The sequence below is a fragment of the Pseudomonas sp. LF020 genome (genome assembly GCF_053456425.1).
The window spans coordinates 654704-668152 of record NZ_JBRFIX010000002.1 but is presented as its reverse complement, the minus strand read 5'-3'; the positions used below and the strand labels follow the sequence as shown (position 1 = coordinate 668152).

The following is a 13449-nucleotide window of genomic DNA, read 5'->3' as shown; positions in this document are numbered from 1 at the left end:
GATGGCGGTCGATCAACCATAACTGCGTTGACTGACACACCGCTATCGCGAGCAGGCTCACTCCTACAGGGGAGAAGGGGTTTCAGATGAATACAATTTCGTACGGCAGGCGCATCCGTTCCAGGATCACCGGCGGCAGCATCGGGGCGATGCCGATCGCCGGTTCGCCTTTGAGCTGGCTGGCGTAGGCGTGGGTGGCGTGGCTTTTGCGAGCCACAGTCCAGGTGTCGAGGCGCAGTTTGCGTGCGCGTTCCCAGGGGATCAGGTTCTGGTCGCGTTCCGGCCAGTGCCAGGCCCAGACCGGCACGTCATGGAAGGTCGCGCCGACTTGCGCTGCCGCTTTGGCACTCGCCCGGCCAACCGCCTCGTGATCGTCATTACGATCCTCGCGCCAGGTGCTGAACACCACGTCGCCGGGGCGCAGATAACGGGCGATGAACTCGGTGAGGTCGGCCTCTCGATCGAGCAGCGCGTTGTCGGTGAACCCGCCACGCACCCATTTCAGGCTGTGCATCGGCAAGCCGAGGCGGCGCAGCGCTTCGACACTTTCCTGGGGCCGGAACACGCTCAGGCGTTTTTCCGACCATTGCCGCGAGCCGGGATGGCTGGCGCTGCCGTCAGTGATCGACAGCAGTTGCAACGGATGGCCGAGGCTGGCGAGCAATTGCAGGAGCCCGCCACAGGTCACCACCTCATCACCCGGATGCGGGGCGACGACGACGGCTCGGGCACCGGGTGGCACCAGACTGTGGGTATTGATGACGGGGATGTTGTCGAGTTGCCGGGCGCTGTTCCATATCTGCGCCGGCAGCGGATTGTCGCTGAGGGTTAACGGTTTCATGGGTATTACGTCCTTGTTGTCTCTGGCCCTCAGTCGTGCAGACGCCGTGAAAAATCAGGCGCGCTCGACCCGTGAAGGCGAATGGATTGCCGTGCGACGCTCCGAACCCTGGATTGCCGCGCAGCAGAGTATTGCTCATGAAACTTGATTCGTCGCGTCACAGATCAATCTGATCCGCTTTTTTTTAACCAAGCTGTGCCAGATTTCGCAGATAGTCACCGAATCCGCCTCGTGCCCGGCTGTCCAGTCGGGCACTGGTGCGTACCTGCGGGCGATGACTCCAGGCGATGTCGGCACCGCACTGTTCCAGTCGCCGCACCAGTTGCACATCTTCGTCACAGGCCAGCGGCGGGAAACCACCGGCCCAGCGATAGGCGTCGGCACTGACCCCGAGGTTGGCGCCGTGGATGTGGCGATGCCCGTCACGGGCCTGATAGTGACTGTGATAGCGAATCTGCGCGGCTTCATCGAACGACTGATCCCAATGTTCGACGGTCACCGTGCCGCATACCGCGTCGGCACCCAGCCCCAGTTGCGCCACCAGCCAGTCATCGGCTACGCGGCTGTCGGCGTCGGAGCAGGAAATCCAGCGTGCGCCGCGCTCCAGCAGGACCTGCGCGCCGGCGGCCCGGGCCTGGCCGACATTACGCGCGTCGATGTGCAGGCTCTGCACCGGAAAGCGCCTGACGATCTGCGCCGAGCGGTCGGTGCAACTGTCGAGCACCACCAGCACTTCGACCGGCTCGCCGGCCAACAGCCCGTGTTTACTGGCGCGCAGTGCCGCGCTGAGGCATTGCTCGAGCAGGTCTTCCTCGTTATGCGCCGGAATCAGAATGCCGATCATCGCAGGCCCTCCAGTGCGGCTACCGAGCGCGGCTCGCGGCTCCAGACTTCAAGAAGGAAGTCCGCTTCCTGATGCAATGCCAGACGCGGCAACGGCAGTTGCTCGTGGATCAGGTCATGCACCTGCCGCGCGTTCAGCGGGCAGCCGTCGATGGGCGGGCGCCAGTGGCAAGCGAGCAATTGCCCGTCCGCGGTCAGGGATTCACTGATGCGGCGGATCACTTCTGTCAGATCCTGGGCATCGAGGTAGTAGCCGATTTCGCTAAATACAATCAGGTCGAATTTTTCCTCCGGCCAGTCGCCGGGCAGGCGACTTTGGCGCACTTCGGCGTGGTCAAACAGGCTCAATCGGGTACGCGCCAGGTTCACCGCGGCACTGGCGGTGTCGCAACACAGCAGACGGTCGCAGCGACCGGCGAGTTCGGCGCTGAGTTCGCCATTGGCGCAACCGGGCTCGAAGATCGCCCGATAATGCGCGCGGGGCAGGGCGGCGAGGGTGATCGCGCGTTTGCGCTGTTCGTACCAGCGCTCGCGAAACGCCCAGGGATCGTCGTTGGCGCTGAATAATCCGTCGAAGTAACGATCATCGACACTCATAGGAACACCACTTCGAACGGTTGCAGCAGACGATCCAGCACATACGGCGCCAATACCGGTTGCAGCCCGGCTTGCGGGTCGCCTTCCAGCTGGCTGGCGAACGCATGTACCGCGTGGCGTTTGCGCGCCACTTGCTCGGGGGACAACAGAATCTTGCGCGCGCGCTGCCACGGCACCGCAGCGTCTTCCGGAGAGGCCCAGTGCCAGGTCCAGACCGGCAATTCGTGGCAGGTGGCGCCGACCCGCCGCGCAGCTTCGATACTGGCGCGGCCGGCAGCTTCGTGATCGCAGTGGCCGTCTTCGCACCAGGTGCTGAACACCACATCGCCGGGGCGCAGGTGACGCTCGATGAACGCGACCAGCGACGGCTCATCCGCGGCGACCTGGCTATCGCTGAAACCGCCGCGCAGCCATTTCATCCGGTGCAACGGCACGCCGAGGCGGCGCAGGGCTTCGGCCGATTCCTGCGGCCGCACCACGCTCAGGCGTTCCACCGGCCAGCGTTCGGAGCCGGGGTGACTGGCGCTGCCATCGGTGACCGAGATCAGTTGCAACTGACGCCCGGCGGCCGCGAGCAACTGCAACATACCGCCGCAGCCGAGCACTTCGTCATCCGGGTGTGGAGCGACAATCACCGCCCTGGCCCCCGGTGGCACCAGACTGAGGACATCAACGCTGTCCAGTGCCGCCAGGTGCCGGGAATGTTGCCATTGCAGCAGCGAAGTGCCCTGATGGCCGATGATCGGATCGGGTTTGTTCACGGCATTCATAGCGTCCAGACCTCCTCGGAGTGTTCAGCCAGCGCTTGGCCAAGGGCCGCCAGATCACGCTCGGCATGGCTCTGGCGCAGAAACACCGGCAGATCGGCGCTCAACCGGGCGAAGTGCCGATCCTTGCAGAACGGCCCGGCGCCCAGCGCGCGCCCGACGTCGCGCATCACCTGCTCAGCCGATTGCTCGACCACTGCACGGGCACGCCGGGCCAACAGTGCGGCATCGGCTTCGGGGTGCGCATCAATATGCAGGGCACTGAATCGCAGCACATTGGCTGCCGCGTACAGCGCTGAATCGACCGCACCGAGGTGGGCGAGGGCGTGCGGCTCCTCGCGTTGTGCGCAGTGTTGCCGCAGCACCTCGGCGATCTGCCGCGCCGCGCCGTACCAGCACGCGGCGATGCCGATCCCGCCTTGCCAGAAACCCGGACGATTCAGGTAGTCGCCGGGTTCGCCGATGGCCTGGGCTTCGGCAGCGTCGAACAACACTTCGACGCTGCCGGTGGCGCCCATGCCGACCGCTTGCCAGCCCTGATCGGTGATGGTCACGCCCGGTTGATCCAGCGCCACCGCGACCAGTTGCTGGCGATCCTCGGCGTCCCACGCGGTGAGCAGCGCATGGCTGAGCACCGCCGCCCCGGAGCACCAGGCCTTGCGCCCGTCGAGGCGCACCATGTGCCCGGCTGGCTGCACGTGCACCCGAGCCTGCGGCGGTTCAGCGGCCCACATGCCCCAGGTGCTGCCCGGCGTGGGCGAACCACCGAGCTGTTCGATGATCGCCAGGGCGTCGGTATGGCCCTCGTAGAGTTTGCACAAGCCCAGATCATGTCCGCCGACTTCCGCCAGACGTTGAAAACGTTCCAGCGTGCGGCCGCTGCCGGGCAACGGCAGCTGATCCAGACCGGCCTCGACCAGCGCTCGCAGGCAATGGCCGAGTGCCGCAGTGTCGTGATAGTCCGGCGGGCGGCGCGCCAGATAGCTGTGCAGGTCCATATCAGTCTTCTTCTTCGCGGTGCAGTTCGAACAGCAGCAGCGAACGCCCGGTCACCGAGTATTCGTGGCCGAAATCGAAGCGTTCCTGACCGCGAATCGATGGCTGATTGGTGTCGATCATGCAGGTCCAGAAACTGCCTTCCGGCACTTCCGGCAGGCTGAAGTTGACGATGTCGTGGTGGGCGTTGACCACCAGCAGCAGGGTCGCGTCGGCACCTTTGCGGCGAATCCCGGTTTCCTGCGCGCGGCCGTCGAGCAGCATCCCCAGGCAGCGGTTGTGCGCGTCATGCCAGTGCTCGGTGGTCATCTCGGTGCCGTCCGGCGCCAGCCAGGTGACGTCCTTGACGCCAATGTCCTCGTTGTATTCGCCGACGAGGAAGCGCCCGCGACGCAGGATCGGGTAAGCCATACGCAACTTGATCAAGCGTTTGACGAACTTGAGCAGCGCCTTGCCGTCTTCGCTCAGGTCCCAGTTGACCCAGCCGATCTCGCTGTCCTGGCAATAGGCGTTGTTGTTGCCGTCCTGGGTGCGGGCGAATTCGTCGCCGGCAACGATCATCGGCGTGCCTTGCGACAGCAGCAGCGTGGCGAAGAAATTGCGCATCTGCCGATGGCGCAGTGCATTGATCTCCGGATCATCGGTCGGGCCTTCGACCCCGTGGTTCCACGACAGGTTGTTGTTACTGCCGTCCTGGTTGTTCTCGTCGTTGGCCTCGTTGTGCTTGTCGTTGTACGACACCAGATCGTTGAGGGTAAAACCGTCGTGGGCGGTGATGAAGTTCACCGACGAGTACGGCCGCCGCCCGCGCTGGTTGAACATCTCGCCGGACGCGGTCATGCGGCTGGCGAAGTCGGCAACCTGGCCGTCGTCGCCTTTCCAGAAGGCGCGCACGGTGTCGCGGAATTTGTCGTTCCACTCGACCCAGCCCGGCGGAAAGTTGCCGACCTGATAGCCACCGGGGCCGCAGTCCCAAGGCTCGGCGATCATTTTCACCTGACGCAGCACCGGGTCCTGGCGGCAGGCGACGAGGAAGCTGTGACGCTCGTCGAAACCGTCGTGATAGCGCCCGAGAATCGTCGCCAGGTCGAAACGGAAACCGTCGACGTGCATCTCGCTGGCCCAGTAGCGCAGCGAGTCGGTGACCATTTGCAGCACGCACGGGTGACTGAGGTCGAGGGTGTTGCCGGTACCGGAGTCGTTGATGTAGTAGCGCTTGTCGTCCGGCATCAGGCGATAGTAGGAGGCGTTGTCGATGCCGCGCATCGACAGGGTCGGGCCTTGTTCGTTGCCCTCGGCGGTGTGGTTGTAGACCACGTCGAGGATCACTTCCAGATTGGCCTCGTGCAGGTGCGCGACCATCTCCTTGAACTCGGCGATCTTGCCGCTGGCCAGGTAACGCGGGTCCGGGGCGAAGAAGGCGATGCTGTTGTAGCCCCAGTAGTTGGTCATGCCCTTGTGCAGCAGGTGCTGGTCGTTGACGAAGGCGTGGATCGGCAGCAATTCCACGCTCGAGACGCCGAGTTTGCGGATGTGCTCGAGCACGTCGTCGACCATCAGACCGGCAAAGGTACCGCGCACGTTCTCCGGCACCGACGGGTGACGCATGCTGATGCCGCGTACGTGGGTCTCATAAATGATCGTCTTGTCCCACGGCACGCTGACGCGGTGGTCGTTGCCCCAGGTGTGCGCTGGGTCGATGACCTTGCACTTGGGCACGAACGGCGCGCTGTCGCGTTCATCGAAACTGAGGTCGGCGTCGGGGTGGCCGATGGTGTAGCCGAACAGCGCTTCGGACCATTTCAACTCGCCGACCAGCTGTTTGGCGTAGGGGTCAATCAACAGTTTGTTGTGGTTGAAGCGATGGCCGTTCTCCGGGTCATACGGGCCATACACACGGTAGCCGTAGATCAGCCCCGGATGGGCGTCGGGCAGATAGCCGTGGAAAATCTCGTCGGTGTATTCCGGCAGTTCGATGCGTTCGAGTTCGACTTCGCCGGCATCGTCGAAGATGCACAGCTCGACCTTGGTGGCGTTGGCGGAAAACAGCGCAAAGTTTACCCCCAGACCATCCCAGGTGGCGCCGAGCGGGAAGGGCAGACCTTCACGGATTCTGGACGGCTCGGCGTGCGCTGCGGGCTCGGCTTTTTTTGGACTGGACATGATTGCTCCTGCAAAACGGGGAAATTCTCGGCTGATACAAAACCTTGTAGGAGTGAGCCTGCTCGCGATAGCGGTCTGACATTCAATCGCGATTTCGCCTGATACATCGCTATCGCGAGCAGGCTCACTCCTACAGGAAGGTTGTATGTTTCTTGAGGACGAGTGAGTCCTCGGTGGCGAGCGAACTCGCCACACGGTCATTCAGTTCAATAAATGCGGGTGTATCAGTTGGCCGGGGGCTTGCGCGGCGCGCGCGGCTTTTTCTCGGCGGCCTTTTCGCCCGGTGGAATCACTTTGGCGGCGCTGGAGGGCTTGGCTTTGGCGTCCGCCGGCGCCTTGGGCTTGGCTGCCGGCGTCTTGCTTTCGGTGGCTTTGCCGTTCGCCGTCTTGCCGGCAGTTTTGCTGCCCGCAGCCTTTGGCGACTTCTTCGGCGCCAGGGCCTCGGCTTCGGCCAGTTTGCGCGCCATTTCCCAATGACGCGCTTCATGCCCTTCAGGTTTGCCCTCCGATTCCCAGATCTGATAGGCAAACTCGCGGATGCGTTTATCGTCGGTACTCATCGCAATGCTCCTGAACTGAACTCGTCGTTACGTAAAGAGTTGGATAAACAGATTGACCGGGAAATCCCCCAGCGCGGCGCTGACGTTCAGCTCCCTGTTTTTTGTGACTGCGCTGCTGTGAAAAAGTCCCTTCAGGTTTGTGTCAGAGGCGGCGAACGGTAAAACCACCCGTGTATCGCCCCAGCGCAGCGCATCCACCTGTGGCACGGCACTGTTTTCCAGCAACGTCGCACAGCGGATCGGCACGATCACGATGGCGTAGCGGCCCTCGTGCTCACGGGCGAATGCGAGCACGTTGTGCGCCTGCTCGCCCAGCACTTCCAGAGCCTGATACGTGCCCCGGCGAAACAGCTCGGCGTGTTCGGCGCGCAGGTTCAACACTTGGGCGATCAACGCTTGCTTGATGCGCCCGTCACGCCAGTTCACCAGCAGCTCCGGGAGCGGCGCGTGTCCGTCCAGAGCCTGCGCGCGCGCGGCGTAATCCACCGGCCGGCGGTTGTCCGGATCCACCAGGCTGAAGTCCCAGAACTCGTTGCCCTGATACAGATCCGGCACCCCCGGCACGGTCATGCGCAGCAAGGTTTGCGCCAGACTGTTGAGGGCGCCGGCCGCCGCGATGCTGTTGACAGTCTTGCTCAGCGCGGCACGCAGCAGCTCGCCTTCCTCACCGGTGAGCAGTCTTTGAGTAAACGTCTGCGCAGCGTTTTCGTAGGCTTCGTTGGGCGCACTCCAGCTGCTTTGCAGCTTGGCTTCGCGCAGGGCTTTCTGTTGCCACTGCCAGATGCGCTCGACGTAATCGCTGAAACCTGCCTGATCGTCATCACGCAATTGCAGCGGCCAACTGCCGAGCAGCGCCTGATACAGGATCAGTTCATCACCGGACGACGGCACTTGATCATCGTCGCGCAACGGCCGGGCGAGGGCGCGCCACAACTCGACCTGCTCGGCGTACCAGTGGCTGCGTTCGCTGAGCACCGCCAGTCGTGCGCGGGTGTCTTCGCCGCGTTTGTGGTCGTGGGTCGCAGTGGCCAGCAAGTTGTCGGGAAACGCGTCCAGGCGTTGCTGATTGACCGCATGGAAGTCGCTGACCGGGGCGCTGAACTGCTCGGTGTTGTAGCCGACGTCATTGCGCGACAGCAGCACCGCCGAGCGATACAACGCGGTGTCTTCGACGGCTTTGGCCGCTGCCGGCGACGTCAGTTGCTGGAAACGTACGCAGGCGTGCTTGAGGATCTTGCGCGAGCGCCCGCGTGGCTTGTGCTGCCATGGCGTGCCACCGAGCCAGGCCGCCACACAGTCAAGCACCGGCCAGTCGCCTTCGCCCAGCGTCTGCCGCGCGCCGTCCATGGCCTGCTGGAAGAATTGTTCATCCTGCGCTGCGCGACCCAGTGCATTGATGTAAGTGCGATACACCGGGAAATGCACGATCAGCGCCTGCAACACCCGGCGAATCGCGCCGAGGGTCAGGTCGCGGGTCATCAGGTCGTCGCGCGCCACTTGCAGCAGCGCCTGGGCGACGCTTTCAAAATCGCTGGTCAGCGAGCCGTTGAGGATCTGTTGGCGCGCCAGTTGCGCTTCTTCAATGAACGCCGCCGGACGCTCGGTGCGGCGTTGCCACAGGTCGCCGAGGACGTGTTCGCCATCCGGGTCGTGTTGCAGCAGCGACAGTTGATTCATGAACTCGTAACCGGTGCTGCCATCCACCGCCCAGTCGGTGCGCAGGGTTTCGCCGGCACCGAGAATCTTTTCGACGTAGATCGGCAAGTGCCGATCCGGCGCAAGCAAGTCGAGGCGCCGCCGCAGCTTGCGGCAATAGCCACGCGGGTCGGCGAGGCCGTCGATGTGGTCGATACGCAGCCCGTCGACCAAGCCTTCGGCGATCAACTGGAAAATCTTGCCATGGGTCGCTTCGAACACGGCCGGGCGTTCGACGCGCAGGCCGCCGAGTTCGTTGATATCGAAAAAGCGCCGCCAGTTGATGTCGTCCGCGGCGGTGCGCCAACTGGCTAGACGATAGCTCTGGCGTTCGAGCAACTGGTGCAGCTTGTCGAAGCCTTCTGCAGTCGTGGAGTCGTAATGCGCGAGACTTTCCTCGATGGCGGCGAGAATCTGCGGATCGCTGGCCAGCTCTTTCAGTTCAGCCTTAAGCGGAATCGCCAGCGCATGCGCGTCGGTCTGGTAGCTGAGGGCACTGAAACGATCGGCGAGAGATTTCAATGCCTCGACCGGTTTGAGCAGTTCGCCGTAGTCATTCGGGCAGATCGGGAAGTGGTGCTCATAATGCTCGACATGGAAGCGTCCGTGCTGGGCATCGAAATGCAGTTTCAGCGTGCCTTCCTGCAAGGCGATGCCGTAATCGCTGCCGAGAAACGGCAGCAACAATTGGCCTTCCATCAACGGGTCCGGCGAGTGCCACTGGATGTCGAAGAACTCGCCGTACGGACTCAGGCGGCCCCATTCCAGCAGGTCGAGCCACCACGGATTGTCACCGCCACCGACGGCCATGTGGTTGGAGACGATGTCGAGGATCAGGCCCATGCCGTGTTCGCGCAGAGCGCTGACCAGACGCCGCAGCGCCGGTTCGCCGCCGAGTTCCGGATTGACTTGTGTCGGATCGACCACGTCGTAGCCGTGCATCGAACCGGCGCGGGCCGCGAGCAGCGGTGAGGCATAGATGTGGCTGATGCCGAGGCGGGCAAAGTACGGCACCAGCGGCACCGCCTGTGCCAGAGTGAAACCCTTGTGGAATTGCAGGCGCAGGGTGGCGCGCAACGGTTGGTTGAACGATGAATTCATTGGTCACGCTCGGCAGCTTGCAGGCGGGCACAGGCCAGTAGTTCCAGGCGGCGCGCGGCATCGGCGCCATCGAGCAATGCCTCGCTGTTGCCGGGCAGGCGCCGCGACCAGTTCGGATGGCTGTCGATGGTGCCCGGCAGGTTGGCTTGCTCGTCGATGCCCAGCGCGTCTTCCAGCGGCAACAGCACCAGCGGCGCGCGGGTGTGGCCGAGGAAACGCACACTGGCATCGACCACTTGATCGGCCTCGTGGGACTCTTCGCGGAAGTTTTGCGGATCCTGACTCAGCGCATCGCGAAGGCCTTGGCGCTCACGCTGGCGATGCCGGCGCCATTCGATTTCACCGTTGGCATCGACAAAATCCAGGCGCGCATTCCAGTCGATGTCGCGGCCATGCCACCAGCCGTTGAGCGTGGGCAGGTCGTGAGTGGTGGTGGTCGCCAGCGCATTGTCCGGCCAGTCGAGTATCGGTTTGAAACGGGTGTTGTCCTGTTCGAACAGCAGCACGCGCATGCCGAGGATCGCCCGCGCACTGAGTTTTTCCCGCAGCCCGGCGGGCACGGTACCGAGGTCTTCGCCGAGGACGATGGCCTGGTGTCGATGGGATTCGAGGGTCAGCAGGCGCAGCAGATCATCCACCGGGTAATACAGGTACGCACCGTCCGCCGGAGCCGCGCCGTTGGGGATCACCCACAGACGTTGCAGGCCCATTACATGGTCGATACGCAGCCCGCCGGCATGCGCGAAGTTGGCGCGCAGCATGTCGATGAAAGCGCGAAAGCCGTTGCGGATCAGGCCTTCGGGGGAAAACGCGGAAATCCCCCAGCCCTGCCCGGTGCGGTTGAGAATGTCTGGCGGCGCACCCACGGTGAGCGAGGCGAGCAACTCGTCCTGAAAACTCCAGGCCTGGCTGCCGGCGCCATCGGCACCGACCGCAAGATCAGCGATCAGGCCGATGCCCATGCCGGCGCCGCGTGCAGCCGCTTGCACACGCTCCAGGCAACGGTGGATCAGCCATTGGCAAAAGGCGAAGTAGCCGATGCGCTCGGCGTATTCCTCGGCAAACGCTTCGAGGGCGGCGCCGCGCGGTTCGTGCCAGTGTTCCGGCCAGTGCCGCCAGTCGAGGCTTTCACCACGGGCGGCGCGCATTTCCTGAATGGCTTCGAAGCGGCAGTGATTTTCCAGGGCTTCGCCACCGGCGTGGCGGAAACTGGCGAAGTCGGCGTGCAACGGATGTTCGCCGGCGACGAAGCCTTCGTACAGGGCTTGCAGCAGTTTGTACTTGGCCTCGGCGGCGCTGGGCCAATCGATCAGTTTGAGGTCTTCCAGTTGCTTGAATTGCTCAGCCAGACCGCTGGCGTCGATCGCATCACGCAACGCCCGTTCGCCAAGGATCGCGCCCGGAGCGGCATACAGCGAATTGAGGAACAGCCGGCTGGACGGTGAATACGGGCTGTAGCGCCCGGTGTCGGCGCTGAACATCGCATGCAACGGACTGATCGCCAGCGCCTCGGCGCCGCGTTCGCCGGCCACCCGGGCCAGCTCTTCCAGCGCCTGGGTGTCACCAAAACCGCCATCGCCGGGGCGGCGCAGACTGTACAGTTGCGCGCTCAGGCCCCACACGCGCGGGATCGGATTGTCCACCGCATCGCCGACGCTGAAGCAGCGCTCCGGCGCCACGGCGAGGGTGAAATACTGATCGGCGATGTGTACTTGCTGATAGCCGACCGGAATCAACCCCGGCAGTTTGGCGTCGGCATCGAGCTTGAGGTTAAGCCGTGAACCGTCTTCAAGCTGGATTTCGCACGGCGTTTCAGGTTCGAAATAGCGGGCCAGATCAACGCTGACCCCGACATCTGCGGTCAACAGCGGCGGCAGGTGGCGATCCTGTTGCACCTGTTGCAGTTGCAGCAGGCTGGCGTCGATTTCCTGCGCGGTATTGGCCGGATGACCCAGCCCGGTGAGGACATTGCGCAGCACCACCGGGGCGACTTTCTGCGGGCGGCCATTGGCGTCGATCCAGTCGACGGCGAGGCCGGCGCGGCTTGCGAGTATTTCCAGTTGCGCATCGCTCATAGGCGCTCTCCATCCAGAGGTTGCAAGGGGGTTGCGGCCGTGAGGCTGACAAGCGCGCAATACGCGGGCAGTTGGCCCGGTTCCGACAGGGCAACGGCGGGCGGCTGCTGAAACAGCCACACGGCGTCGGTCTGTGGAGGGTTGACCACTGGCGTATCGCTGAGGTTCAGGTCAATTCGCAGCTCACTGCCATCGCCCAGACGCCAGCGCGCGCTGACCGCGCCACGGCCGAGCATGTGCGCGCCGAGGGCCTGGGTGCCGGACAGATTGGGAATGATGTATTGGTGGCGCAATTGCAGCAGTTGCCGGTACAGCGCGAGGGTTTCCTGTTGTTTCTCAGTGCCGCTGCCAATCAGGCGTGGCTGCGAGGCGTGGAAGGTCTGTTCGGCATTCGGATCGGGAATCTTTTCGCGCTTGTGCGGATCGGTGAAGGCGCTGAACCCGGCGAATTCATTGCGCCGACCTTCGCGTACCAGGTCTGCCAGTTCACCGTGGTGGCTGGTGAAGAACAGAAACGGTTGCTCGGCGGCGTACTCGTCGCCCATGAACATCAGTGGAATCATCGGAGACAACAGCAACAGCACGGTGGCGGCCTGCAGTGCCCGTGGATCGGCCAATTGGTGCAAGCGCTCGCCGAAGGCTCGGTTGCCGATCTGGTCGTGGTTCTGCAGGAACAGCACGAAAGCGGTCGAGGGCAGGTGTTCGCTGGGCTCACCGCGCGGTTCGCCATGGCGAGTGATGTGGCCCTGAAACACGAAGCCCTGACTCAGACAACGGGTCAGTTGTTCGGTGGGTTGCAGCGCATAGTCAGCGTAATAGGCGTCGGTTTCGCCGGTCAGCAGCACGTGCAAGGCGTTGTGGCCGTCGTCGTTCCACTGCGCGTCGTAATCCTCTTCAAGCAGGCTCGACTGGTTGAGCTCGTTTTCCACGGTGAGCCAGACATGGCGCGTCGGATCGACCTGCTGCCGAATACGCTGCGCCAGTTCGGGCAGGAAATCCGGGCTTTCGATCGCGTGCACCGCGTCCAGGCGCAGACCGTCGAAGCGGTATTCGAACAGCCACATCAGCGCGTTTTCGATGAAAAAGTCCCGCACTTCACGGCGACGGAAGTCGATCGCCGCACCCCAGGGCGTGTGCTTGTCTTCGCGGAAGAAGCCTTTGGCGTAGCGTCCGAGGTAATTGCCGTCGGGGCCGAAGTGGTTGTAGACCACGTCGAGAATCACCGCCAGACCATGGCCGTGGGCGCTGTCGATCAGGTGCTTGAGTTGTTCCGGGGTGCCATAGGAGGCTTGCGGGGCGTAGGGCAGCACGCCGTCGTAGCCCCAGTTGCGCGTGCCGGGGAACTGCGCGAGCGGCATCAGTTCGATCGCGGTGATGCCCAGTTCGGCGAGGCGCGCCAAGTGCTGCTCGACTTCGGCAAAGCCGCCGAGTGCGCCGACGTGCAACTCGTAAATCACCGCTTCGCTCCACGGCCGGCCATGCCAGGTGGTGTTTCGCCACTGGTAGGCCAGCGGATCGACCACCACGCTGTGACGATCGAGGTCGCCGTCCTGGGCGCGGGAGGCCGGGTCGAGCACCTCCAGTTCACCATCAATGTTGAAGCGGTAGCGGGTGCCCGCCGGGCACCGGGTCTTGATCACGAACCAGCCATCGGCCTGCGGTAACATCGGCAAGGACTGACCGTCTTCAAGTTCGACACTGACGTAAAAAGCATCCGGTGCCCACAGCGCAAACTGAGTGTGTTCGGCGTCCTGCATGATCGCGCCGTGGGGCCAGTTTTCTTGGGTCCGTAACGGCATTGTGAAAAGCTC

Annotated in this window: 10 protein-coding genes; all 10 read right to left on the bottom strand. The window is 63.6% G+C overall.

Annotation, left to right across the window (positions count from 1 at the left end):
• Nucleotides 1-82: 82 nt before the first annotated feature.
• Complete coding sequence (locus ACU680_RS06960; protein WP_367084632.1) at nucleotides 83-841, bottom strand: PIG-L deacetylase family protein; 759 nt, start codon at nucleotides 839-841, stop codon at nucleotides 83-85.
• A gap of 184 nt (nucleotides 842-1025) precedes the next feature.
• Nucleotides 1026-1685 carry a glycosyltransferase family 2 protein gene (locus tag ACU680_RS06955; protein WP_448179046.1) on the bottom strand — a complete coding sequence of 220 codons (660 nt, stop codon included), beginning with the start codon at nucleotides 1683-1685 and terminating at the stop codon, nucleotides 1026-1028.
• Nucleotides 1682-2281, bottom strand: a complete 600-nt coding sequence (locus tag ACU680_RS06950) for an SAM-dependent methyltransferase (protein ID WP_007966268.1) — start codon at nucleotides 2279-2281, stop codon at nucleotides 1682-1684. The genes ACU680_RS06955 and ACU680_RS06950 overlap by 4 nt, the downstream gene beginning before the upstream one ends.
• Nucleotides 2278-3051 carry a PIG-L deacetylase family protein gene (locus ACU680_RS06945; protein WP_007966271.1) on the bottom strand — a complete coding sequence of 258 codons (774 nt, stop codon included), beginning with the start codon at nucleotides 3049-3051 and terminating at the stop codon, nucleotides 2278-2280. The genes ACU680_RS06950 and ACU680_RS06945 overlap by 4 nt, the downstream gene beginning before the upstream one ends.
• A complete protein-coding gene (locus tag ACU680_RS06940; RefSeq protein ID WP_448179045.1) occupies nucleotides 3048-4046 on the bottom strand; it encodes an acyl-CoA dehydrogenase family protein in 999 nt (332 codons plus the stop codon). Before ACU680_RS06940 ends, ACU680_RS06945 begins: the two co-directional genes overlap by 4 nt.
• A 1-nt stretch (nucleotide 4047) precedes the next feature.
• Nucleotides 4048-6207, bottom strand: a complete 2160-nt coding sequence (glgX, locus tag ACU680_RS06935; protein ID WP_007966274.1) for a glycogen debranching protein GlgX — start codon at nucleotides 6205-6207, stop codon at nucleotides 4048-4050.
• 224 nt (nucleotides 6208-6431) lie between these two features.
• Nucleotides 6432-6767 carry a DUF2934 domain-containing protein gene (locus ACU680_RS06930; RefSeq protein ID WP_448179044.1) on the bottom strand — a complete coding sequence of 112 codons (336 nt, stop codon included), beginning with the start codon at nucleotides 6765-6767 and terminating at the stop codon, nucleotides 6432-6434.
• Between the two features lie 27 nt (nucleotides 6768-6794).
• Complete coding sequence (locus ACU680_RS06925) at nucleotides 6795-9563, bottom strand: malto-oligosyltrehalose synthase (protein WP_448179043.1); 2769 nt, start codon at nucleotides 9561-9563, stop codon at nucleotides 6795-6797.
• On the bottom strand, nucleotides 9560-11638 hold the full coding sequence (gene malQ / locus ACU680_RS06920) for a 4-alpha-glucanotransferase (RefSeq protein WP_448179042.1): 2079 nt from the start codon (nucleotides 11636-11638) through the stop codon (nucleotides 9560-9562). The genes ACU680_RS06925 and malQ overlap by 4 nt, the downstream gene beginning before the upstream one ends.
• Complete coding sequence (gene treZ, locus ACU680_RS06915) at nucleotides 11635-13437, bottom strand: malto-oligosyltrehalose trehalohydrolase (protein ID WP_448179041.1); 1803 nt, start codon at nucleotides 13435-13437, stop codon at nucleotides 11635-11637. The genes malQ and treZ overlap by 4 nt, the downstream gene beginning before the upstream one ends.
• Between the last annotated feature and the right edge of the window lie 12 nt (nucleotides 13438-13449).